General features: G+C 41.2%; 24 protein-coding genes and 3 pseudogenes. 14 read left to right on the forward strand and 13 right to left on the reverse strand.

The features are described 5' to 3' along the window. Nucleotides 1-126: 126 nt before the first annotated feature. Nucleotides 127-316 (forward strand): annotated as a pseudogene (locus FTV25_RS13870) (IS3 family transposase); the annotation flags it as partial. Nucleotides 317-354: 38 nt separating this feature from the next. Here the strand turns inward: FTV25_RS13870 and FTV25_RS13875 are convergent. Then, nucleotides 355-861, reverse strand: a complete 507-nt coding sequence (locus tag FTV25_RS13875) for a hypothetical protein (RefSeq protein ID WP_004695718.1) — start codon at nt 859-861, stop codon at nt 355-357. A gap of 252 nt (nt 862-1,113) precedes the next feature. On the opposite strand from FTV25_RS13875, the gene FTV25_RS13880 reads away from it, so the two are divergent. The 6 genes and pseudogenes from FTV25_RS13880 to FTV25_RS13905 form a co-directional block, all read left to right on the forward strand. Beyond that, complete coding sequence (locus FTV25_RS13880; protein ID WP_004695717.1) at nt 1,114-1,434, forward strand: helix-turn-helix domain-containing protein; 321 nt, start codon at nt 1,114-1,116, stop codon at nt 1,432-1,434. Nucleotides 1,435-1,683: 249 nt separating this feature from the next. Continuing rightward, a complete protein-coding gene (locus FTV25_RS13885) occupies nt 1,684-1,944 on the forward strand; it encodes a helix-turn-helix domain-containing protein (RefSeq protein ID WP_004695714.1) in 261 nt (86 codons plus the stop codon). Continuing rightward, complete coding sequence (locus FTV25_RS13890; RefSeq protein ID WP_180004245.1) at nt 1,941-3,167, forward strand: type II toxin-antitoxin system HipA family toxin; 1,227 nt, start codon at nt 1,941-1,943, stop codon at nt 3,165-3,167. Before FTV25_RS13885 ends, FTV25_RS13890 begins: the two co-directional genes overlap by 4 nt. A gap of 74 nt (nt 3,168-3,241) precedes the next feature. Continuing rightward, nucleotides 3,242-3,433 carry a hypothetical protein gene (locus tag FTV25_RS16140; protein ID WP_257218991.1) on the forward strand — a complete coding sequence of 64 codons (192 nt, stop codon included), beginning with the start codon at nt 3,242-3,244 and terminating at the stop codon, nt 3,431-3,433. 147 nt (nt 3,434-3,580) lie between these two features. Beyond that, a pseudogene (locus tag FTV25_RS13900) lies at nt 3,581-4,493 on the forward strand (IS5 family transposase). 170 nt (nt 4,494-4,663) lie between these two features. Further along, a pseudogene (locus tag FTV25_RS13905) lies at nt 4,664-4,792 on the forward strand (DUF559 domain-containing protein); the annotation flags it as partial. 5 nt (nt 4,793-4,797) lie between these two features. Here the strand turns inward: FTV25_RS13905 and FTV25_RS13910 are convergent. The 6 genes from FTV25_RS13910 to glnA all read right to left on the reverse strand — a co-directional run bounded on the left by FTV25_RS13910 (nt 4,798) and on the right by glnA (nt 9,703). Continuing rightward, a complete protein-coding gene (locus FTV25_RS13910; protein ID WP_180004243.1) occupies nt 4,798-5,058 on the reverse strand; it encodes a hypothetical protein in 261 nt (86 codons plus the stop codon). A gap of 111 nt (nt 5,059-5,169) precedes the next feature. After that, on the reverse strand, nt 5,170-6,420 hold the full coding sequence (locus FTV25_RS13915; protein ID WP_180004241.1) for a S9 family peptidase: 1,251 nt from the start codon (nt 6,418-6,420) through the stop codon (nt 5,170-5,172). 106 nt (nt 6,421-6,526) lie between these two features. Next, complete coding sequence (gene ubiA / locus FTV25_RS13920) at nt 6,527-7,405, reverse strand: 4-hydroxybenzoate octaprenyltransferase (RefSeq protein ID WP_034702847.1); 879 nt, start codon at nt 7,403-7,405, stop codon at nt 6,527-6,529. Nucleotides 7,406-7,411: 6 nt separating this feature from the next. Further along, nucleotides 7,412-7,933: a chorismate lyase gene (locus FTV25_RS13925; RefSeq protein ID WP_257218990.1), complete on the reverse strand. Its 522-nt coding sequence runs from the start codon at nt 7,931-7,933 to the stop codon at nt 7,412-7,414. Next, nucleotides 7,926-8,201 (reverse strand): hypothetical protein, encoded by a 276-nt coding sequence (locus FTV25_RS13930; RefSeq protein ID WP_180004239.1) that lies wholly within the window; start codon nt 8,199-8,201, stop codon nt 7,926-7,928. Before FTV25_RS13930 ends, FTV25_RS13925 begins: the two co-directional genes overlap by 8 nt. 86 nt (nt 8,202-8,287) lie before the next feature. Continuing rightward, nucleotides 8,288-9,703, reverse strand: a complete 1,416-nt coding sequence (gene glnA, locus FTV25_RS13935) for a type I glutamate--ammonia ligase (protein ID WP_171064793.1) — start codon at nt 9,701-9,703, stop codon at nt 8,288-8,290. A gap of 807 nt (nt 9,704-10,510) precedes the next feature. On the opposite strand from glnA, the gene FTV25_RS13940 reads away from it, so the two are divergent. From FTV25_RS13940 to trpC, 3 genes are read left to right on the forward strand one after another with little or no spacing between them, the layout of a single operon-like run. Then, nucleotides 10,511-11,095 (forward strand): aminodeoxychorismate/anthranilate synthase component II, encoded by a 585-nt coding sequence (locus FTV25_RS13940; protein WP_004782771.1) that lies wholly within the window; start codon nt 10,511-10,513, stop codon nt 11,093-11,095. A 17-nt stretch (nt 11,096-11,112) separates the two neighbouring features. Beyond that, nucleotides 11,113-12,159: an anthranilate phosphoribosyltransferase gene (trpD, locus tag FTV25_RS13945; protein WP_034590018.1), complete on the forward strand. Its 1,047-nt coding sequence runs from the start codon at nt 11,113-11,115 to the stop codon at nt 12,157-12,159. Nucleotides 12,160-12,179: 20 nt separating this feature from the next. Further along, nucleotides 12,180-12,986, forward strand: coding sequence for an indole-3-glycerol phosphate synthase TrpC (gene trpC, locus FTV25_RS13950; protein ID WP_180004238.1), 807 nt, complete (start codon nt 12,180-12,182; stop codon nt 12,984-12,986). Nucleotides 12,987-13,050: 64 nt separating this feature from the next. Here trpC and FTV25_RS13955 read toward each other — a convergent pair whose 3' ends face one another. Next, nucleotides 13,051-13,491, reverse strand: a complete 441-nt coding sequence (locus FTV25_RS13955; protein ID WP_180004236.1) for a GFA family protein — start codon at nt 13,489-13,491, stop codon at nt 13,051-13,053. A gap of 252 nt (nt 13,492-13,743) precedes the next feature. On the opposite strand from FTV25_RS13955, the gene FTV25_RS13960 reads away from it, so the two are divergent. The 4 genes from FTV25_RS13960 (at nt 13,744) to FTV25_RS13975 (ending at nt 16,315) form a co-directional block, all read left to right on the forward strand. Then, a complete protein-coding gene (locus FTV25_RS13960; RefSeq protein WP_034590020.1) occupies nt 13,744-14,427 on the forward strand; it encodes a Smr/MutS family protein in 684 nt (227 codons plus the stop codon). A gap of 93 nt (nt 14,428-14,520) precedes the next feature. Then, a complete protein-coding gene (gene folE / locus FTV25_RS13965; protein ID WP_171064799.1) occupies nt 14,521-15,069 on the forward strand; it encodes a GTP cyclohydrolase I FolE in 549 nt (182 codons plus the stop codon). A gap of 64 nt (nt 15,070-15,133) precedes the next feature. Continuing rightward, nucleotides 15,134-15,493, forward strand: a complete 360-nt coding sequence (locus FTV25_RS13970) for a cupin domain-containing protein (RefSeq protein ID WP_159124404.1) — start codon at nt 15,134-15,136, stop codon at nt 15,491-15,493. 267 nt (nt 15,494-15,760) lie between these two features. Then, nucleotides 15,761-16,315 (forward strand): DUF4385 domain-containing protein, encoded by a 555-nt coding sequence (locus FTV25_RS13975; protein WP_159124405.1) that lies wholly within the window; start codon nt 15,761-15,763, stop codon nt 16,313-16,315. Here the strand turns inward: FTV25_RS13975 and FTV25_RS13980 are convergent. From FTV25_RS13980 to hemE, 5 genes are all read right to left on the reverse strand, one after another. After that, a complete protein-coding gene (locus tag FTV25_RS13980; protein WP_180004234.1) occupies nt 16,312-17,709 on the reverse strand; it encodes a diguanylate cyclase in 1,398 nt (465 codons plus the stop codon). The genes FTV25_RS13975 and FTV25_RS13980 overlap by 4 nt on opposite strands. 204 nt (nt 17,710-17,913) lie before the next feature. Then, nucleotides 17,914-19,800, reverse strand: a complete 1,887-nt coding sequence (locus FTV25_RS13985) for a DUF4105 domain-containing protein (RefSeq protein ID WP_180004232.1) — start codon at nt 19,798-19,800, stop codon at nt 17,914-17,916. A gap of 73 nt (nt 19,801-19,873) precedes the next feature. Then, nucleotides 19,874-20,344: a DUF3015 family protein gene (locus FTV25_RS13990; RefSeq protein WP_004782788.1), complete on the reverse strand. Its 471-nt coding sequence runs from the start codon at nt 20,342-20,344 to the stop codon at nt 19,874-19,876. A 143-nt stretch (nt 20,345-20,487) separates the two neighbouring features. Beyond that, nucleotides 20,488-21,291 (reverse strand): DUF817 family protein, encoded by an 804-nt coding sequence (locus FTV25_RS13995; protein WP_180004230.1) that lies wholly within the window; start codon nt 21,289-21,291, stop codon nt 20,488-20,490. A 10-nt stretch (nt 21,292-21,301) separates the two neighbouring features. Next, the gene (gene hemE / locus FTV25_RS14000; protein WP_180004227.1) at nt 21,302-22,372 is read right to left on the reverse strand and encodes a uroporphyrinogen decarboxylase; all 1,071 of its coding nucleotides are present in this window, start codon (nt 22,370-22,372) and stop codon (nt 21,302-21,304) included. Nucleotides 22,373-22,468: the final 96 nt, after the last annotated feature.

A 22,468-nucleotide genomic window follows, 5' to 3' on the forward strand; every position in this document is an offset into this window, starting at 1 on the left:
AGATTATGCAACAAACTGGTTGTGGCATTACAACCATGAAAGACCACATCAAGCTAACAAAGGAAAGCCACCTCTAATGGCTGCTTAACCTCTACTTTTAACTTCGGTTATTTATGGGAGGATTACCGATTGATGCAACAGCTAGGTCTACATGGTGTTTGGTGTGGTAAGAATAAATATACTACCCAGAGCTGAGATGAACAAAAACGTGTACCTGACTTGGTGAAACGGAATTTTAGAGCAGATCATCCTAAATCGCTTGTCGGTTGCTGACTTCGCATATATTCGAACCAATTCTGGTTGGGTTTATGCGGCAGTGAATTACTGCATTATATAACTTGTAGTTCTCCTTCTTTAGAATGATTCATGTTGATCATTTTCAATATCGTTGAAAATATTCACTATAAAACTATTCTTATTTTCTAATTCCTTTAACTCTTTAGATATAACATTCTCATATTTGTCGAAAAAACCTTGTAGATCTGGGTTTTTAGTAATGATATTTTCAATGAAAACTTTTTCGATTTTACGTCTTTCGAGTGCATTTTCCAAACTCTTTTGTTCCTCAATTAATGCTTCTTTGACTTTCTTTACTTTCTCAACATTTCGATAGGATTTTAAATAAGAAGATTCGCTGTATCTAAAAATATTACGGTTATCCTTGTCTCTCACTGTTAAAAGAAAATTGCATTTTACTAGTATATTTAAGCCTCTATAAATACTTTGCTTTTCAGAGAGTTCAATAAATTGTCTATCATTAAAAATAGCCTTTATAAAGTCATTCGCTCGCCATTCGATGATTTCATGATTCAGTAAAATGTGAAAAAAATCACTGTAAAAAGGTAGAGTATATTTTGACATGGATAAGCACAATTAAAGCAAAAGAGAGTTGATGACCTTAGTGTTGAACTGTATATAGAATCATAACTTTAACAATTGGTAGAGGATCAAAAATAGGCTCTTGAGATCAACGCAGATCTGGCAAGCTTGTTCAAAAGTTACCATCGGGCAATGTAATGTCGACTTCTTGATTTCACAATACTAAGGAATCCTTAGTAATAACTCAAGTTGAAACTAAGAAAATCTTAGTTTTAAGGTGGGTGCTTATGTTTAATGCCAACACATAATTTAAATGTTTTTGCCTTACGACTTCGTATAGCGCGAAAAGCAAAAAAACTTTCACAAGAGCGCTTGGGGATCTTGGCTGGAATTGATGAATCTTCTGCTAGTGCGCGTATGAATCAGTATGAACGTGGAAAACATGTTCCTGATTTTTTAATGGCTTCCAAAATTGCAGAAATTTTAGATTTACCAACAGCATATTTTTATGTAGAAAACGATTTATTGGCAGAAATAATACAAGTTAGTCATACTTTAAGTAATGAGCAGAAGTTAGAAGTTCTACGATTTATTAAAGACTTACAAAAGTTTTGAATCTTATATCTTTCTTCTTGAATAAGATGAGTATAGTTCATGATTCAACTTTGACTTCGGTCTGGCGGAGGCAAAATGCTAGCTCATCTTGCCTCCTTCCTATGATTTAATCTCTGTAATACTTTATTTTTAGATCTAAGTAATCAAAAAGCAGAATAATATTACGTTAATTTGTTAGCTAATTAGATAACTTCATATACTAAATATATTATATTAGCTATATAGCTAACATATTGTGGCCGAATTACTATGGCGAGTAGAGTAGAAATTGGAAAAAAAGTTCGTATAGAACGAAGAGACCTTGGCTATACACAGCAAAAACTATCCGAATTGATCCGAATCAATAAAACTACAATCTCTGAGATCGAGAATGGACGTTTTACGGGTTCATTTGACATATTTGAACGTGTACTTGATGCGGTTGGTTTGCAGTTTGATGTATCTCCAAAGCAACATTCCCTGCCCCATTGGGATGAGATTGAAAATATGTTTGCTGAGGAGGATGAATGAATTCTCAAACCAATCTTCCTGCAAAAATCACCAATATCATGGTGCGTGCCAATCAAACTGAATTAGGTGTCTTAACCTATGGTTCAGTTCACCATTATCAGCCATTACAAGAAAAACAGCATGCGTCACTTACCATGACCCGGAAACGTATGGATGGTTATTCTTCAGGCCCGCTCCATCCAATATTTGCGCAGAATATTCCTGAAGGGTTCAATCGTAGATTAATAGTTGAAAAGCTTTCAAGATATACCAAGGTCAATGACATGTACTTATTGGCACTGCAAGGTGATCAAGGCATCGGCATACTCTCATACAAAAGTGAGTTAAATTTTCCCGAGGTAGAATCTTTGAACTTAAGTGAAATTCTATCCTATCGTAGTAAAGAGCCCCTTTTCCCACAACTCTTAGAAAAATACTATCTCAGGACTTCATTGGCTGGGATGCAGCCCAAGGTAAGCATTCCGGATGCATATACTGTTCAATCGGATAACAAAGTTCAGCAAAGGGATTTGATTGTTAAGTCCTTTGATTCCGAATTTCCATTACTTACCGTCAATGAGTTTGTCTGTATGCAGGCTGCACGGCATTGTGGGCTTGAGCCACCAAAGACTTACTTGTCTGAAAATTTAGAAACCTATGTGGTAGAACGGTTTGATAAAACCAGTGATGGTACAAAACTAGGCTATGAAGACTTTACGACGCTCATGAAAAAATCAAATGATCCATGTGCAAAATATACAAGTAGCTATGAAACTCTTCTGAAAGCAACTTATCTATATACGGGTAGCGTAGCTGAAGTTGAAAAAATGTATAAATACATCGTATTCAACTGTTTAATCGGTAATGGCGACGCACATCTTAAAAACTTTGCTTTGCAATATTCCTCAGATATGAAGAACATTTTTGTTTCACCACCCTTTGATCTTACCCATACCCTGATCTATGAATCAATTGATAATCAGATGGCACTCAAACTGGCGGGTAGTAAAGCATTTCCAGACCTGTCACATCTCATCAAATTGGCTGAAAGTGACCAATTTAGAATCAGAAATCCCAAAGCAATTATAGAATTCTTGAGCGAAAATATATTGGACTATCTTCAAACCTCTAACGAGGTTCAACTCTTCGATGGCTTGCGGACATCTATTGAATGTTCAATTTCAAATATTATGGCGGCAAGCCATGTTGCCCAGAGTTACCACGATGACAAAAATCATGGTTAAGACATATCAATCCATTAACTGGGATATTATATGACTAATTACAAGCTGTTCAATGCACTAGTTTAGTTTTAGTATTGGTCAATTCGATTAATTTTCATTCTTATTCCCATAGCGACATGATCCGTATTGATGAAATCTGGCTCTCTACCCAGCCGATGGACATGCGTGCGAGTATGGATACGGCTATGGTTCAAGTGCTGATAGCCTTTGGCTATATAAAACCGCATTACGCCTACCTGTTCTGTAATAACGTGGTCATCATATGAACGTGTGGTGCATGATGGGCTAGGTATTTGGTTGTGTGACTGGCGATTGGAACAAGGGAAGTTCCATTGAGTGAAGATTTATCAATTTTAAGAGGTATTGTTGCACAAACCTATCTCTAAAGGCTTATTCCACAATATAATTTTCAAATGCATAAGCCTACACCTAAAATTTACCGTACAACCAATTAGTCTTCATACAACAGAGCTCTTATTAATCGCGAAAATTTTGCCATTTGGTTTGATCCCAAGATTCAGTGGTATGCACTAACCAATAGTAAACAAGGTCGAAATCAAACTTACTCTGATGCAGCTATCCAGTTTGCTTAATGGTTAAATCCTTATTTCGTCTGTCTTTACATATGGCCACTGGCTTTATTAAAAGTCTCATTAAACTGTGTGGTCTAGATCGGACAGCTCCAGATTGTTCCACTATTTGTAGAAGACAAAAGTAAATTGATATTGCATTTCGCTATCAAAAAAGCAGTAGTGGGCTTTATCTACTCGTTGACTCAACAGGTCTAAAGTTTTTAGATGAAGGAGAATGGAAACATAAGAAACACCAACCTGGATATCGTCGCCAGTGGCGTAAACTGCATATTGGTATAGATGCTAAAACCCTGCAAATAAAAAAAGTTCAGCTTACAACCAACAACGTGAGTGATTCGCAAGTCCTTGGATATTTACTTAATCAAATTCCGTTGGGTGAGCAAATAGATTCCGTCTATACAGACGGAGCATATGATATGAAACAATGCCGCCAGGTCATTGCGGAGCGGCCGCATGCATTGGTTCCACCTAGAAAAAGATGAAGATTAGGAAAGATAAAAAATTTCATTCTCAGGAGCGAAATGAATTACTTCGAATAATTAAAAGTCTAGGCAGAACATTATAGAAAAAATGATCAGGCTATCATCATCGGATCTTGGTGGAAACCAAGATGTATTGCAATAAATTAACAGCAATAAGTTTTCCTAGTCAGGTAAATATGATTCATGCACGTGTGGCAGTGTTAAATAGACTTAAGGAATTAGGTCGTCCACACACCCAAGTTGTCACTTAAATTTAGATAACTTGGGGAAAATTTAGCTTTTGAGTATATGTGCCACAAAGCCTATCAAAATTAAGACTTTAATGAGTGAAATTTATTCATTAAATTTGCTCTCTTTTCTACTATGTAATTTCATATGAAATTGACTGTTTTTATTTGACAACTAAATTTATGAAATTAGGAAAACTAGCCATATTGGCAAAGAACAGGAAGATGCAGAACGTGATGCGATGCTGATTGCTGCCGGCTATACAGTCGTCCGCTACACTGATATTCCAACGATCCGGCAGCTACAAAGAGATGTGAGATAAATAGTTTAATGAGAAGAATTTGTTTCAGCTTCTGAAGCAGCTTGAGTTGCTTGAACCTCCTGCTCTGCCTTTGATTTTTCAGCCGCTTCACGCGCTTCAATCCGGGCAATCATATCTGCCTGTTGCTGCTTATATTTTTCCTGATTTTTTGCATCGCTATTAACTGCCAGAAATGCCATCGTCACCAAAAAAATTGGAACACATAAAGCCAAGGTTCCAAAGATAAGCAGTTTTTTGATACTGCGGGGTTTTGTCTGTTGTGACATAACAAGCCTATACTGATAACCTATAATCCTGAGCCACTATAACAAACTTAAATGATTGCTCAAGGCCTGGCATCACAAAGAATAGAAAAGGAGCCGAAGCTCCTTTTAGGATTAAGGACTGACAGAAATACCTGAAGGCATATAGGTATTGATGAAGGTCAGCAACTGGGTTCTGCTTTCTACAATAGCCTCAGTATGTGATGCGTCTTGTACCGGCACAAAAGTCACTGTGGTTCCCATATCTTTCAAGCCTTGTTGTAATGTATTTGTCACTGGATACGGAACAGCTCTATCTGCAGTACCTTGAATGATCATCACAGGAACATTAATTTTTTCAGTTGCTGGCTGATTATTCTCTAGGAACTTTTCAACCGACGAATTATTCTGGAAGTTTTCTACTAATCCCGGATAGTCCACGACCGTTTTTTCTGGATTATTCACCAGATAATCATCAATATCTTGCACATATTCAGTAATCAATGGCCCTAAACAAAGTCCATTTTCTCCAGTCGTGCCTTCCGCCTTTTCAGCCACAATCCCTGCACGGCTTGAAAATATATTGCGATAGTTAAAGCCTGGTTCATAAGCTTTAATCCCGACAGCAACATAAGCTGCATATGCCAGTAATTCTGCATAGACTGCTTTCGCAGCATTATCTTGCCCAGCCTCAACCAAGGCACTAAGCGCTTGCGGTGCTACTTCACTGATAATATAACCCAGACTTGAGGCCGGAGCTGCTGCAACTGCTGCCTTATAATTTGGATCTTCATCGGCAAACTGGGCTGTGGCAAGTGATGCATGTCCTCCTTGGGATTGCCCCACTGAGACCCATGCACCATTAAATCGATTTCCTTGTTGTTCTTTAAAGGCTCTTACTGCATAGATAGCCGATTGTGCAGCACTCTTTAAATTTAAATAAGGATGAATCCCCCGAGTACCTAATCCTTCATAATCGGGTGCAACAATCACATATCCCTGTGCAAGCAAGCTGCTGGCCAGTCCTCTAAAATTATTATTCAGCTGGTTATTACTTGGTGCACAAGAATCACCGCTACCCACCGTGCCATGTTCCCAAACCACCACCCTCCATCCGTCTTGAGGTTGAGGCGTATTTGGATAAAATACCATGGCTGTCGCTTCAGCCCGTTCACCATTTACGTTTGGCATATTATAGCGTATGACTTGAATATCCGATGCTTCAGGCAAGGTATCCTCATCATAAGACTGTTGACTTAAAAATACCCTTTCCTGTGGTCGGAACGAATCATTATCATCGTCATTACACGCAGTCATAAACAATGACATGGAACATACCAGTGCCAGACAGGTTTTTTTGAAACCGTTTTTCACTACATTATTCATATTCTAATCCCTTATTGTTGTTTATGATTTTCATGAAGAATCTTGAATTAAGCATAAAAAAAAGCACCCTTATAGGATGCTTTTGTTATGAATCGACAAGGTGCAGTTACAGAAGCGCGGCAAAGATTCCAAGAAAAATCATCAGCCCCACCCAACGGTTATGACGGAAAGCCCAGAAACAGCGCTGCGGGTCCTTATCTCGAGTTTTTGACCATTGATAAATAAAATCAATTGCGACGGCTAGAAGCCCCATCAGGCCAAATGGAACAAGCAAATCCTCAATCCATAATGCCGTGCCAATCAAGACCAGACTTAGAACCTGTAAGGTACTAATGATCTGAATATCATGCTGACCGAATAAAATGGCTGTCGATTTTACTCCAATCTTTAAATCATACTCACGATCGGTAATCGCATATTGCGTGTCATAGGCCACGGTCCAAGCCAGATTGCCAAAATAGAGAAGCCAGCAGGTTAGGTCTGGTGTCTGCCCGACAGCGGTATAAGCCATCGGAATGGACCAGGAAAATGCAGCTCCCAAAAATACCTGCGGCAAATGGGTATAGCGTTTCATAAACGGATAAATGAACGCTAAAAACAAGGCTCCAAAGGACCAGTAAAAGGTTTCAATCGGCAGGAAAAATAACAGGCAGGCACTGGCTGCGACGAGCACCAGAAAGACCATCACTGCTTCTTTAGCACTAATAATACCGGTGGCTAAGGGACGGGTTTTGGTACGCTCGACATGCGCATCCACTTTACGGTCGGCAAAGTCATTAATGGCACAGCCCGCTGCGCGCATAAAAATTACACCTAGAATCATCAGCACTAGAATACTGAGATCAGGGATTCCTTTTGCTGCGACCCATAGCGCCCACATGGTCGGCCAGAAGACCAGCTCTGTGCCAATTGGCTTATCAAAACGACAAAGATAATAATAGGCGCTCAGACGTTCACGCCAAGTAATTGCTTGTGCAGTTGCCATATCAAGTTAAGCCTGTTGATTTTGTATAAAGTGTTCAAATGCCGGTAAAAATGTTTCTTGTACGATAAATTTACAACCATGCCAAGTATAGCAGCTCTGACGGGTCCAACCCTCTTCCAGATAAATCACACGTCGTTCACAGTTTGGATTGGTCCGCTGGAATAATAGCCAGCCAATCGGCTTCGATCCAATGTGCTGAAAAATCCGCGCACGTTTTTGCAAGCTTAATATCGGAAATATACTTTTTGCTTTGACCCATGGCTGCTCTTCACAGCCATATAAATAACTTTCCCGCACCCAGGACGTATGCTGATGTGGCATCTGCATCCACCGCGCATCCACAAATTCCAGACGCTGAAAATGTTCCTGCTGTGGTTCTACCCGAAACTGTCCACCGGCCAGATCTGTTAACTGCTGCGTCAATGATCCCGAGGCATACAGCCATTCTCGAAGCGCGGCGGGTATATGCGGTCCATGCAGATTTTTAAATTTTACACTCACAACGTTATCAACTTCACGATTAGGCATTATCTGTCTTGGCAATCACTTCATACTTTCCACTTGGCAGCTTTTTCAAAATCATGCCATCTGTGGTGAGATAAAAGCTTTGTGGATAGTCATAGTCCAAAGCCAGCTCAGGATGACGTAATGCCACAAACTCGACCTGCTTATAACCCTCAGGTGTACGCGCTACTTCTACATAGGTCACTTCAGAAAAATTCAGTTTAAAGCCTTTGCTATGATCCTGAGGATCAATCCAGGGAAAAAAGCCGGTATGTCTTTTACGTTGTGCCATAACTTCATATCTTTGATCAATAACAGCATCATACAAAAAAACCCGCACAAAGGCGGGTCTTTTTTACAGTGAAATTCAGATCAGAATTACAGGCTGTAGTACATGTCGAATTCAACTGGGTGAGTAGTCGTGTTCAGACGACGTACATCTTCAGTCTTAAGTTCGATGTAAGCATCAAGCATTTCTTTAGTAAACACGCCACCTTTAAGCAGGTAGTCATGATCTTCTTTAAGAGATTCAAGTGCCATTTCAAGGCTGTGTGCCACTGTAGGGATTTTCGCTTCTTCTTCAGGAGGAAGATCGTACAGGTTCTTGTCAGCAGCTTCACCTGGGTGAATCTTGTTTTGGATACCGTCGATACCCGCCATCAACAATGCAGCGAAACCTAGGTACGGGTTCATCATTGGATCAGGGAAACGTGCTTCAATACGTTTGCCTTTAGGGCTAGAAACGTAAGGAATACGGATAGAAGCTGAACGGTTACGCGCTGAATAAGCAAGCATAATCGGTGCTTCGAAGTGAGGTACCAAACGTTTGTATGAGTTTGTAGATGGGTTAGTGATCGCATTCAATGAACGAGCATGTTTGATCACACCACCGATGAAGTACAATGCCATTTCTGAAAGGCCTGCATATTCATCACCAGCAAACAGGTTCTTGCCATCTTTAGAGATCGACATGTGAACGTGCATACCAGAACCGTTGTCGCCTACCATTGGTTTAGGCATAAAGGTTGCAGTTTTAGCGTATTGGTGCGCAACGTTCCAAACAGCATATTTGAACTGTTGTACTTCGTCAGCTTTACGAACCATTGTGTTGAAGCTCACGCCAATTTCTAACTGGCAAGATGCAACTTCGTGATGATGTACTTCTACACGACCTGGGCCCATGATTTCTTCAATTTTTGCACACATGTCTGCACGCATATCTTGATGAGAATCAACAGGAGGAACTGGGAAATAACCACCTTTAACACGTGGACGGTGACCTGAGTTACCTGCTTCGTAATCTTTACCAGTAGACCAAGCAGCTTCTTCAGCGATCAATGTGTGGCGCGCGCCAGACATGTCGATGTCCCATTTCACTTCGTCAAATACGAAGAATTCTGGTTCTGGACCGAAGAATGCAGTATCACCGATACCTGTAGATTTCAGGTATTCTTCTGCACGGCGAGCAATCGAACGTGGGTCACGTTCATAACCTTGACCAGTTGATGGTTCGATAACGTCACAAGTCACAACAACAGTTGGCTCTGCAAAGAACGGGTCGATGAAACCTGTTTCTGCATCTGGACGTAAGATCATGTCCGATGCTTCGATGCCTTTCCAACCTGCGATTGAAGAACCGTCAAACATTTTGCCGTCTTCAAACGTATCTTCATCAATACTGTCTGCTGGATAAGTAACGTGCTGTTCTTTACCCTTGGTATCAGTAAAGCGAAAATCGACCCATTTCGCGCCACTTTCTTGTATGAGTTGAAGGACCTTGTTCGCCATGCTCATTTTGCTCCGATGTTTTTTATTGCACTCGCAAAGTGCGTGTTAGAAGTTGGTATCTATTAAGCAATTAGCGTACCAACTTTTAAAAGTATATCTAAAATCTTGAAATCTTTATAAGAAAACATAGGAAGATAAAAATACCTTGTCGCTATTATACTGTGACTTAAACTAAATGCACTATATTCAAGCATTCTTCCTGAGATTTGTTGCAGGTATTTTTTTAGCGCACCTAAATAGTGCGACGTTTTCATATTAGGTAAGAATAGGAGCGCTTTTCAGTGTAGATTTGCGCTTTTATGCTAATTTAGTTTAAAAAATATTCAATTTCGTTTAATTCTGGTTAATTTTTATCAGTTACAAAGCGCAATATGTAGGTTTATGTACTTAAAAAGATCACTATTTTGAGTCACTTTTATTCAAATTGTCGATCTTATTATTTGATTTATCCCATGCATTATTATTCAAATGCTGTTTTTTTCAGCATCATAACTTTAATAATTTAAAACCTATTTATTTTTAATTTAAAAAAATAATAACTGCAATATTTATTTAAACTTACTTTTCGTCAGTTAATTACTTATACGCACATTTAAAATATTTAAAAGGCTGTGAGCTAATCACCAGGCTGAAAATTGAAAAATTATTGCGCCCGATGTGGCTATTTTTTGCTATGATGAGGCGTGCTTTATTTTCACACAATGAAATCAACGATTTAGTCGTGTATTCCCTAGACTTGCAAAAAGTCCCGATAAAGCTCAATCTGGATCACTTTAGCACAGTTAAGTGCAATAATTTCAATAGGTTAAGCTCATGCTTCTAATGATCGACAACTATGACTCCTTTACTTATAACATCGTCCAGTATTTTGGCGAACTGAATCAAGAAGTAAAAGTAGTCCGCAATGATGCCGTGACATTGGAGGATATTGAGCGATGGCAACCCAAGTATCTGGTGATTGGTCCTGGTCCATGTTCGCCAAGTGAAGCGGGAATTTCGATTCCTGCCATTCAGCATTTTGGCGGCAAGATTCCCCTGCTCGGTGTTTGTCTGGGACATCAAAGTATTGGTCAGGCTTTTGGCGGCGATATTATTCGTGCCAAACGTGTCATGCATGGTCGTTTGTCTGATATGTATCACAGCGACAAAGGTATTTTCAGCAACCTACCGAATCCTTTCTCTGCGACGCGTTACCACTCGCTGGTGATTGATCAGGCCACTTTGCCAGAATGCCTGGAAGTGACCTGCTGGACCAATGAAGAAGATGGCTCTATGGAAGAAATCATGGGGATTAAACATAAGACACTACCGATTGAAGGTGTGCAGTTCCATCCGGAATCAATCCTGAGCCAGCATGGTCATCAGATCTTTAAAAACTTTCTTGAAATTTACGCATAATGGGCAAAACGCAAGTCATGAATATTCAACAAGCTTTAAGCAATATTACTAAAAACATTCACCTGACTCAGGAACAAATGGAAGACGTGATGCGCACCATTATGTCTGGCGAAGCAACCGATGCCCAGATCGGTGCTCTGCTCATGGGTCTACGCCTGAAAGGCGAAAGTATTGACGAGATTACTGCTGCAGCACGTGTCATGCGTGAACTGGCAACCAAAATTGATGTCAGTGATGTCCCTCATCTGGTGGATATCGTCGGTACAGGCGGTGATGGACAAAACCTGTTTAACGTATCTACCGCTTCAGCCTTTGTAATTGCAGCAGCTGGTGCAACGATTGCCAAACATGGTAACCGTGGTGTTTCTACCAAATCAGGCTCTTCAGATTTACTGGAACAGGCAGGCATTAATCTTGATTTGAATATGCAGCAAACCGAACGCTGTATCCGTGATATCGGTGTGGGCTTCCTGTTCGCACCGAATCATCACAAAGCCATGAAATATGCGATTGGTCCACGTAAAGAACTGGGTATTCGCAGTATTTTCAACCTGCTCGGCCCGCTTACGAATCCGGCCGGCGTAAAACGTTTGGTCATCGGGGTATTTTCCAATGAACTTTGCCGCCCAATTGCAGAAGTCATGAAACAGCTCGGTGCTGAACATGTCATGGTCGTACATTCACGTGATGGCTTAGATGAAATCAGTCTGGCTTCTTCGACGCATGTGGCTGAGCTGAAAAACGGTGAAATCACTGAATGGGAAATCATTCCTGAACAGGTCGACATTGAATCGCAAACCTTAACTGGCTTAATTATTGAAAGTTCAGCAGAAAGTCTGGCTCTGATTAAAGATGCCTTAGGCAAGAAGAAATCTGAGATCGGTCATAAGGCTGCCAATATGATTGCCCTAAATGCCGGTGCTGGTATTTATGTATCAGGCCTGACTTCAAGCTATAAGCAAGGTGTGGCATTGGCACACGATATTATTTATGGTGGCCAGGCACTGGAAAAAATGAGCGTGCTGTCTGAATTCACCAAAACCATCAAACAATATGAAGCTTAATACGGTCAGGAATTTGAATCATGGTTGATATTGCAAATACAATTTTGGGTAAAATTGTTGATCGTAAGAAAGAAGAGTTCGCTCTTCGTTTGAAGCAGAAAAGCTATAAGGATATAGAAGAGTTAGCTCAAGGCGCGACACCTGTACGTGGTTTTGCTCAATCTTTAATGTCTAAACGTCCGGGTGTAATCGCTGAAATTAAAAAGGCTTCTCCGTCCAAAGGCGTGATTCGTGAAAACTTCAATCCTGCAGAAATTGCGGCACAATATCAGGATGCCGGCGCTGCCTGTTTATCTGTACTGACTGATGTGGATTTTTTTCAGGGTGCTGATGAAAATATTCAGATCGCCCGTTCGCACTGTGACTTGCCTGCGTTGCGTAAAGACTTCCTGATCGATCCTTATGGCGTGATTGAAGCGCGTGCACTACATGCAGACTGTATCTTGCTGATCGTGGCCTGTCTGTCTGATCAGCAGTTAGAGGAAATGTCTAAAACCGCATTTGAGCATAATCTGGATGTACTGGTTGAAGTGCATGATGAAGAAGAATTAGGACGTGCTTTAAAACTTTCTGATCGTTGTCTGCTGGGTGTGAACAACCGTAATTTAAAAACTTTTGATGTCGACCTGAATACATCACTACGTTTAAAAAGATTACTGGATCCTTCACGCCTGCTGGTCACTGAAAGCGGTATCGCAACCCCTGCTGATGTTGCGATGATGCAGGAACATGATATTCATGCTTTCCTGGTCGGTGAAAGTTTCATGAAACAGCCACGCCCAGATCATGCTTTCCGTGATTTATTCGGTGAGCCTGAATCGGTTTAAAATATTAAGTATAAAAAAGCCCCATCTCAGCATGGGGCTTTTTTATTTCTATTAACCAATTCATTTAATACTGAGTTGAATGATCAAAATAAGAGATTAATTTTTCAAATTCTGGCAGTTCAGAATAGTACTCATCCGCCTTGATTTCATCTGCCCAATCCACCTTCGAGTTCAGACAAAAACTCAGTCTGTGCTGAATTTTGGGTGCTTGATCCAGAAGCCCTAAAGGAATCCAGATCAATGCAATTGTACCTACCTGATTCGGTACAGGCGAGCCACAGTGTTGACAAAAATGAGAACGAAATCCGGTCTCTTTTTGATAGCAGGAAATTGAAGTCTGTTCTGAGGTCCATTCAAAATATTGCTGATGAACTAAAGTTGCTGCATTCGCGGCCGTACCACTCTGTTTACGACATAAACTGCAGTGACAATGATACATGGCCTGAATATTCGTATTTACTTTGAACTGGACATCGCCACACAAACAACTGCCTGAATAACTCATTTTTTTATTTTCCAGGTTTGATTGATTTATATTTAAAGAGAGATGTTCCATCGAGGCAACTGTTAAGATGATAAAAGGAGAATATTCATGAATTATTTTCTATTTAAAGTTCATCAAGCTATACAATCTTAGAAAACTATTGAGAAATTAATGCTGGGTTTGGGATATGTTGTATTTAGTGCAATTCATTTCTCCTTTCAGTCATTTAAGACTATAATTTACCAAATTCAGTATCTCCCCCGTTTCCAGATTATGAGCAAACACGATTCTTCGCTTTCTAAAGATCAGTACAATTTACTCAAAGATCTTAAAAAGCAAATTAGTCATCCTCAGCCTAAGGCTGAACCTGTTGCCCCTGTCGTGAAAACAGCGGAGCAGGAACAGGAGGAAGACCTCGATCTATTTCGCAAGCAGATGCAAGGCGTACAAAAAATTGATGCCGGCAATATTGCGAAAATAGAAAAATCTCCCAAGAAAAAAGTCGATGCGCAAACTTTGGCCAAGCGTGCTGCTGCCGAAGGCCCCATGCATACCGATGAAACCGTCCTGTCTGATACTCAAGCCATGCTCAATCCGGTTGGCAGTCAAGCGAGCTTAAGCTACCGCATTGCGACCTTGCAGCATAAGGTTTTTGAAGATTTAAAAGCAGGCAATCTGCGCTGGTTCGAAGCTGTCGACCTGCATGGTTGTACGGTCGAAGAGGCACGTCAGGCTGTGCTTCAGATTATCCAGATCGCCAAAGATGAAAACCAGAACGTGATCAAGATCGTACATGGCAAAGGGCCGGAAGCGATTTTAAAAACTTATGTCAACGGCTGGTTACGTCAGCACCGTGATGTTCTGGCCTTTGTCAGTGCGCCTGAAAAACAGGGTGGCACTGGCGCAGTTTTAGTTTTGCTAAAACGTGCAGAAAAAAATCCAAAGTTTAAACAGTAAGCGGATTTACCCCCAAAATAAGGCATTGTAAAAGATTTCTGCTACAATGCCGTCCTTGTTCATTCTCAGTTTAAGTGAATACGTCATATGACTATGCAGCAATCTTACGCAAACATTCTTACTGCCGTTGGTGAAGATCTCAATCGCCCTGGTCTCAAAGATACGCCCGTGCGTGCTGCGAAAGCGTTTTCGTATTTAACCTCAGGTTATAGCCAGACTCTGGAAGAAGTGACCAATAGTGCGGTTTTTCCATCAGATAACCGTGAAATGGTTTTAGTGAAAAATATCGAATTTTATTCACTCTGCGAACACCATTTATTGCCATTTTATGGCCGTGTACATATTGCCTATTTACCTGAAGGCAAGGTATTGGGGCTGTCTAAATTTGCCCGAATTACTGAAATGTTTGCCCGTCGTTTGCAGATTCAGGAAAATCTGACCCAGCAAATCGCAGAAGCGGTTGCTGAAGTCACCAATGCACGTGGTGTGGCTGTGATGATTGATTCAGCACATATGTGTATGATGATGCGTGGAGTCGGCAAACAGGAATCAACGACGCGTACGGTGTCATTTATCGGTGACTTTAAAACCGATAAAGAAGTCCGCCGTGAGTTTTTAGGCGCTGTACCAGAAAGTTATTAATATAGATTCATACATGAAAGCCTCAATTGATATTGGGGCTTTTTTACACGATGAGGTTACGAAAATGTCATCTATTTGGATTGCGGGTCAAGGTTTAGGCCAGGCTGAAGAAAGTATCGATTATCCACGGCCAGACCGGCTGGTTAAAGGCAATCCTAAACGCCTGACCCAGAGTGCCTATCAACATCCCAATATGGATTGCGGAATCTGGCAATGTGAAGTGGGTGCCTGGAATATCGTATTTGCCGAGAATAAACAGGAATTCTTTCAGGTAATCGAAGGGATCGTCCGTTTACATGATGCTCAAAGACAATCCTTTGTTGAAATCAAAGCAGGTGAAGCCGGCATTATTCCACCCGGTTTTATTGGCACTTTTGAAGTGGTTGAAGCCGTTAAAAAATATTATGTCGTGGTAGAAAGTTAAAAGATAAGTACGAATTCAATATCTTCATCAGTTAAGGAATTTTGCAATCAATTCCTTAACTTTTCTACGTATTCATTCAATTTCTTAAAATTTTATCCCTACATTCTTTTCAAAAAGTTGTCTCATTAACTTAACTTCCCTAGTTTTAAAAATAAACAAATTGATGCTGCATAATTAATTTCCTGACTACATTTCCTGCCATGTTTAAATACAGATCTTTTGTTTAGAAGGCTGCATGATCCAAGTGTATAAATTCTGGAAACAGCCATGAGTAGAAAACAGCCTGATCCGCCTAAACGCCCTTCACGTGTTCATTCAAATAGTTTTGACTATAGTCTAGATTTTAAAAAAATTGATTTCCGTAAACGTCCAGACTTATACCGGATTGGACGCGGTGAGCAAGGCGTGCTTTTAGTGGAACCTTATAAGTCGGAAATTCTGCCCCACTGGCGTTTTGCAGATGCGGAAAAAGCCCAAGCCAGTAGTGAAAAAATTTATGCCCTGTTTCTAGAATATTTAAAACATGAAGATTTCGTCGGGGCCGATATGGCACGCAAGTTTTTACAAATGGGTTATACCCGCGCCCGACGTTATGCCAATCATAAAGGCGGCAAAAAATACGATGGTCCGGTTCCAGATGATAAAAAGGGTTTAAGTGGTGCGCATGGGCGTGAGGAATTGCCGCGCAGTTCTGAAGATCCGGTTAAAGCTGCTGCAGCGAAAATATTTAAACAAAAATGGGATAAAGCCAAAGTCCATCCCGAATATGTACGGCAAAAACAGCAATTTCAGGCTGCGATTCAGCAGCAAATTTTAAATTAGACAGACGCTTTTTGTGTGCCCTGAATTTGAGAAGGTTGCGCCAGATAGACCCTGTTACGCCCTGTATTTTTAGCCATATACAGTGCAGCATCTGCGGCATCCAGGAATCGTTGGTAATCCGGATGACCATCAAATAACGCACAGCCGATACTAACCGTGAGTCTAAATTGCTGTCCTTGAGACGTATTGATCAAGCCATGCTCTACATATGTACGGATATTTTCAGCAATATTCAGTGCGCGTCTTTCATCGGAATCGACTAGTAGCAGCAGGAATTCTTCCCCACCGACACGGAATGCATAGTCACTGCCCTGAATATATTTCTGTAAGGCATCAGCAATAAATTTTAAGGCCAGATCGCCGGCTGCATGACCATATTTATCATTAATGGCTTTGAAGAAGTCGGCATCAATCGCTAGCAAGGATAATGGTGTCTGGTTATCACGAGAGAAATTGATTTCACGTGAAATAATGGTATTTAAATAACGGCGATTCAATAACTGGGTTAGAGAGTCATTTCCAGATTCGATGTAATCTGCAACCTGGAATAATTGATCGATCAAGTGCTGTATTTCACGGTTTAAGTCACGAATACTTTGAATCAGATTCAGCATCTGATCTTTTTCAGTACATTCCAGCACTGCCTGATTCAGCGTATCGATCTGATAAATTCGCTCGATAATTAAATCGACCTGATCGGAACCGGTAAAGGCATAAGACGCCTTATGAATAAACCATAAGCCAAATTCTGACTTGGACAGCATTTGATGTCTAATGCCTGTAGTGCCAGAAAAGACCTTGAACATCAGCTCATTTTCCCAATCCAGCAATGAACTGCGCTGCTTATCTTTTTGTACCGCGACATCCTGCATTGCAGAAAATACCCGGTAACTGTGCTTCATTTCCTGATTCTGAACTGATTTCGCCTCATAGGAACGACACATAATTTCTGTGGCAAACCCCATGATTTGTACAATATAACTACAGGTAGTTAGCATGTTTGGCTGCGGATTTAAACTTAGCAATTCAAACATTTTGCGTTGAATTTCTCGTACACCGCGCATAATCAGCCAGGATGGAATCCCGATCCGCGCATGCACATGTCCAACGATATTCTGTTTTTGCACGGCCTCTGCATAACGCTTATTCAGCGCCACACTAAAACTTTCTGAAAGCCATTGATGTAAAGTATCGCGTAAACGCTGCTGAATTAGCTCATCAGTAAAATATTGAGATGCTTCTTCTTCCAGAAGCATATTTTTATAGAATTCTTCTACCAGTACCAAAGAGTGGTCTTGAATAAACTGAAATGCGTGTAGCAAATCATCCGATGAATAATTTTGACAGATCTTCTTCCACTGCTCCGCCAGCATAGCCATACACTCATTATTCATATAACTTTTCCCGATACTTTGCGATTCGCAGTGATATTATGTGACAAATACAACAATATTCAGGCATTTTAACCCAATTACTGAATGCAATCTTTGATAATATCGGTAGAAGTCTCCGAACATGAATTTATTTTAAACATTCAAATACAAGTCATTTGATCTATAAACTTCATTTACTCAATATTCGAGGTTATGTTAGCCAAATTAAAAATAATGGACTAAGCCCAGACTCCATTTTTCCCAGTCTTTCGATTCCTGTTGCTGATATTCCCAGCCCACCCGAATGGCATTTTGTGCATTCCAGGCATATTGCAACTGGTTTTTCAACTTCAGTTGCCACTGATGAGAATCTTCCCAATACGGTAATTCTACCTGTACCAGGCTATTGATCTGATCCGTCCAGATATTCTGACAACCCACTGTTGGCCCCATACCGATACGCCATCCTTTGTCTAGCGCTTTTCCGGCCTGCACATGATTTTGTAATTGCACATAGCAGAGATGTTCACGTGCTTCATTTGCCCAGCTATAGCCACCCTGAACCTGAAAATTGGCTACACCATGCTGCTGCTCGGTACTAAACTGGCCATGCTGATCCAGTGCTTCCTGTTTCCAGCCTAAATTAAAGCCCCAAGATAACGGCGCTTTAAATGCATTGATCGGGTTATAGGAATTCACTGTAAGTAGATCCAGGTGTTCCAGCTTCACGCGGTCATCACGGTATTGCAATGCACCATCCAGGAATAATAATTGGGTTCCTGTACGCAGCCCGCCTTGCGGATCCATGAGGTCATGATAAGCCTGACGATGACCGAGCTGCACAAAAGTCTCATCTTGCACCTGCCCAGTTTTAAGAACGATATTTCGAGCATGATGGCTTTGAACCGGATCTATTTTTGGACGCTCTGGCTGCCGGCGCTGTTTGTCTATCGCCAACTGACTTCTTAGGCCCAATAATTTGCGAAAGCGCGGCTGGGCAAAAGATTCATCGACTTCCTGGCGAAGAAAGTCCAGATATAAATGGTCATAGGCCATTTCCAGAATCTTGGCCTGATCTTCAGCCGGATAATTTTGTAGCATGGATTCCATTTTAGAGGTTTCTGCATACGCTACCTGATGCGCAGTTTTTGCCAAGGATTTTCCATGTTGCCGGGCTTGAGCTAGCAATTGAGTTTCCAGTGCTGGACGGTAAATCTTCTTCCTGATCAGTCCCTGCTGTTCCACAACTTTTAAAGTTTCGACCGGAATCGCGGCGGTATCGAATTGCTGCTGCAAGTTCAGTTCAGGACGTACCAGATCAAAAAGCCCTAATAGACGATAGGCACAGTTATCATTAATGAAATAATAAGGGAAACTTACCTGCTGCATTTCCCAGAGATGCTTCACCAGAAAACCAGTTTCTTCAGGCGTCAGATTTAGTTCATATTCCCATAAATCACGGCTTTCAAAGTCACCATATTCCTTGACTTTGCGGTAATACGGCATCAAGGAATATTCCCCCGGATATTGTCCGGTCAGCCCTTTCCAGGCAAAGGACCAGTTATCATTACTGTCAACTGTGGCAGCATAATTGACCGCATAAGAAACCAGATTCAGTTGCTGCTGGTCTTTGGGATCCAGACGCAGCAAAGTATGACCAAACATGGAGCTGGGATTACCCATATAATCGGTGGCATAAATCAGGGTCGCTTGATAAGGCTTGACTTCATTCATCCAGCGCTCAAAATCCGGGCAACTCGCTTCAGGCAATTGCTGTTCAGAAATATTCAGCTGTTGCATTAACCACTGACTACGTGCCGGGAATTTACATCGTACAGACTGATTGGGTTCTGCGGGCTCAAACAATGCCTGTATATTTTGCTTTAATTCAAGCTGCAGATCTGTCTTGCCCGGCTTTGCCAGAAAATAGCCAGCATAACTGACTTCACTTTTTCCTTCAGCATTGGCATACATCAAACGCTTCCAGGTCGAAGTCTGGTGCAATTTTTTTTGTGTGGCTTGTTCTAGATAAGCTTGAATATCTGGAGAAATTTCGGATGCAAAACTTAGCGGACTCCACAGCAAGGCTGAGAGCAAAAAAGCATATTTCATTCAGTCTACGGTTCTTTTCAGTTTTTATTTATAAGAAAACCCTGCCAGGACAGCAGGGTTTTTACAGCGATACTTAGATATAAGCTTTTAATACTTCATCTTTAGCCATGACTGTTTGTAGAGTACTTAACACTTGTAAAGTATTCTGGTTTTCTTCTGAGTAGATTTCAGAAAAATTCTGCTTAGATACAGTGAAGAAACGTGCTTTGTCTTCTGCCTTGATATTTAGCAGTTCAGCCAGTACATTCAGGCTTTCACCTTCACCTACGGCCATATCGCGTGCCAATGCCTCAGCATTTTCATTGGTAAAAGTCACGACTTGAGCCGTTACTGTACCGCCCTGGCTACATCCTAAAGTACCGAAAGTAATACCCAGCCACTGGTTAGTAAACAGCACGTTTGTTGTACCTGCAAGCAGCTTAGGAATAATGCCTGACTGGCCTGCCCATACCTGGCTACCAATACCACAACCTACATCTCTATCCGCCATCGCCATACCAGAACCCGTTGCCAATACCACAGCGAGCATAATCTTTTTTAACATACTTATTCTCCGGTTATTCTCATGCATCTTTTGTTATTACGCTAATGATGTAATCTTCATTACACATTCAGGAGAGTAGCGGGAAGTCTAATTTGGCGCAATGAAAAAAATGTCCAATTTACATAAAGATAAACAGAATAATTTTACCGGGTTTTTAGGCTCCAGTTACCTTGAGAATTACGCTGTCCTAGAATCTTTAATACCAGCACCAGACTGAGCAATAAAAGTAAATACCATGAACCGAGTTTCCCCCACCCGACCATATGCCATTTTTCTACCTGGCTTGGATATAGCCAGATCTGATAAAAGGTACTGATGTTCTCAGCCACCCAGATAATGAAAGCCAAAATCAACAGGACAGGTAACATCGGCAGCTGAAAAGCATGCTGATTCAACTGAAACCGGATTCTGGTTTTCCAGAACATCACTACACTCCAGACAAATAACAGCAAGCGATAGTCCGGAATGAAGAATTTACTCATAAAGTTGATGTAGGACAGTACTGCCAAAGCCAGCATATGGCTAAAGCGCGGCAATTTTTCAAATGAAACTTGGTATAAGCGTAAGGAACGTGCAAAAAAACTGCCGACAGCCGAATACATAAAACCCGCAAATAAAGGCACCGTCAGTATTTTAAAAATTGCAGGTTGTGGATATTGCCAGGATGCAATCGCCGGATGGGTCAGGAAAATTTCCATAACCATCGCCATGATATGGAACAAGGCAATTACTTTGGCTTCGGCCCAAGATTCCAGTTTGGTATAGAGCAATACCATCTGAATCAGTAAAGCAAAAAATAATAGATAGTCATAGCGGTAGAAACCATAAAAAAGTTCACTACCCATTGATGCGGTTTGTGCAAAAGCAAGCAGGAGCAGAATCCCAAATAAGGCAGCCGAAGCTGCCTTATAGGTAAATTCAAACCCTGATTTAAAAAAGTCGATCAAGGTTTACATCCTAAAGATATTTAGCGCTGTACTCATGTACGGTATCAATAAATACTTTAGGATTGGCTGGATCCACCCACTGGGTAATGCCATGACCTAAGTTGGCTACATAACCGGTTGTTTCGCCGTTGGCATAGGCATCATCCAGCATCAACTTGGTCGCTTTAGCAATCGCGTCCGGAGTGCCATATAAAGTTGCCGGATCCAGGTTGCCTTGTAGCGCAGCACGACCTGCAACAGTCTGGCGTGCAACATTGAGCGGCGTGGTCCAGTCCAGACCAAAAGCATCTGCACCGGTCGCGACCATAGGCTCCAGCCATTGGCCACCACCTTTGGTAAACAGAATCACTGGAATCTTGCGGCCATCTTTTTCACGTTGCAAACCTGCCACAATTTTCTGCATATAATTGAGTGAAAATTCAATATATTCACGATGCGCAAGTGCACCGCCCCAACTATCGAAAATCTGCACTGCCTGAGCACCGGCATCGATCTGGGCATTCAGATATTCAGTCACAGCATCTGCTAAACGTTCTAATAAAGCATGCAGAACTTCTGGCTGTGCGTACATCATGTTTTTAGTGAAGCGGAAATCTTTACTCGAACCCCCTTCAACCATATACGTCGCCAAGGTCCACGGGCTGCCGGAGAAGCCGATCAATGGTACTTGCCCACCCAAAGCGGAACGAATAGTCGATACTGCATTCATTACATAATCAAGGTCAGACTTGGCATTAAATTTGGGTAAATTAGCCACATCCTGTTCAGTCCGCACAATTTTGTGGAATTTTGGACCTTCACCTGCTTCAAAATACAGGCCCAGACCTAAAGCATCCGGAACAGTCAAAATGTCCGAAAATAAAATGGCCGCATCCAGCTCATAACGGCGTAAAGGCTGCAAAGTCACTTCACAGGCAAATTCAGTATTTTTGCAAAGAGAAAGGAAATCCCCTGCTTTAGCACGTGTTTCTCGATATTCTGGTAAATAACGGCCTGCCTGACGCATCATCCATACAGGGGTAGTATCTACAGGTTCACGTAACAATGCGCGCAGAAAACGATCATTTTTTAAGGTCGTCATTCACTTTCCTATCTATCTTTGATATTGCCCACATCATAACAAAATGGCTGCATTTTGAATAACTTCTCATGACTTTAAAAACCGATCATGTTAAGT

This window comes from Acinetobacter sp. YH12249, assembly GCF_013417475.1.
Classification (GTDB): domain Bacteria; phylum Pseudomonadota; class Gammaproteobacteria; order Pseudomonadales; family Moraxellaceae; genus Acinetobacter.

Bases quoted from the DNA above. Each gene is read 5' to 3' on its own strand.
- FTV25_RS13875 (WP_004695718.1), bottom strand. From the start codon at position 861: ATGTCAAAATATACTCTACCTTTTTACAGTGATTTTTTTCACATTTTA.
- FTV25_RS13880 (WP_004695717.1), top strand. From the start codon at position 1,114: ATGCCAACACATAATTTAAATGTTTTTGCCTTACGACTTCGTATAGCG.
- FTV25_RS13885 (WP_004695714.1), top strand. From the start codon at position 1,684: ATGGCGAGTAGAGTAGAAATTGGAAAAAAAGTTCGTATAGAACGAAGA.
- FTV25_RS13890 (WP_180004245.1), top strand. From the start codon at position 1,941: ATGAATTCTCAAACCAATCTTCCTGCAAAAATCACCAATATCATGGTG.
- FTV25_RS13910 (WP_180004243.1), bottom strand. From the start codon at position 5,058: ATGTCACAACAGACAAAACCCCGCAGTATCAAAAAACTGCTTATCTTT.
- FTV25_RS13915 (WP_180004241.1), bottom strand. From the start codon at position 6,420: ATGAATAATGTAGTGAAAAACGGTTTCAAAAAAACCTGTCTGGCACTG.
- ubiA (WP_034702847.1), bottom strand. From the start codon at position 7,405: ATGGCAACTGCACAAGCAATTACTTGGCGTGAACGTCTGAGCGCCTAT.
- FTV25_RS13925 (WP_257218990.1), bottom strand. From the start codon at position 7,933: ATGCCTAATCGTGAAGTTGATAACGTTGTGAGTGTAAAATTTAAAAAT.
- FTV25_RS13930 (WP_180004239.1), bottom strand. From the start codon at position 8,201: ATGGCACAACGTAAAAGACATACCGGCTTTTTTCCCTGGATTGATCCT.
- glnA (WP_171064793.1), bottom strand. From the start codon at position 9,703: ATGAGCATGGCGAACAAGGTCCTTCAACTCATACAAGAAAGTGGCGCG.
- FTV25_RS13940 (WP_004782771.1), top strand. From the start codon at position 10,511: ATGCTTCTAATGATCGACAACTATGACTCCTTTACTTATAACATCGTC.
- trpD (WP_034590018.1), top strand. From the start codon at position 11,113: ATGAATATTCAACAAGCTTTAAGCAATATTACTAAAAACATTCACCTG.
- trpC (WP_180004238.1), top strand. From the start codon at position 12,180: ATGGTTGATATTGCAAATACAATTTTGGGTAAAATTGTTGATCGTAAG.
- FTV25_RS13955 (WP_180004236.1), bottom strand. From the start codon at position 13,491: ATGAGTTATTCAGGCAGTTGTTTGTGTGGCGATGTCCAGTTCAAAGTA.
- FTV25_RS13960 (WP_034590020.1), top strand. From the start codon at position 13,744: ATGAGCAAACACGATTCTTCGCTTTCTAAAGATCAGTACAATTTACTC.
- folE (WP_171064799.1), top strand. From the start codon at position 14,521: ATGCAGCAATCTTACGCAAACATTCTTACTGCCGTTGGTGAAGATCTC.
- FTV25_RS13970 (WP_159124404.1), top strand. From the start codon at position 15,134: ATGTCATCTATTTGGATTGCGGGTCAAGGTTTAGGCCAGGCTGAAGAA.
- FTV25_RS13975 (WP_159124405.1), top strand. From the start codon at position 15,761: ATGAGTAGAAAACAGCCTGATCCGCCTAAACGCCCTTCACGTGTTCAT.
- FTV25_RS13980 (WP_180004234.1), bottom strand. From the start codon at position 17,709: ATGAATAATGAGTGTATGGCTATGCTGGCGGAGCAGTGGAAGAAGATC.
- FTV25_RS13985 (WP_180004232.1), bottom strand. From the start codon at position 19,800: ATGAAATATGCTTTTTTGCTCTCAGCCTTGCTGTGGAGTCCGCTAAGT.
- FTV25_RS13990 (WP_004782788.1), bottom strand. From the start codon at position 20,344: ATGTTAAAAAAGATTATGCTCGCTGTGGTATTGGCAACGGGTTCTGGT.
- hemE (WP_180004227.1), bottom strand. From the start codon at position 22,372: ATGACGACCTTAAAAAATGATCGTTTTCTGCGCGCATTGTTACGTGAA.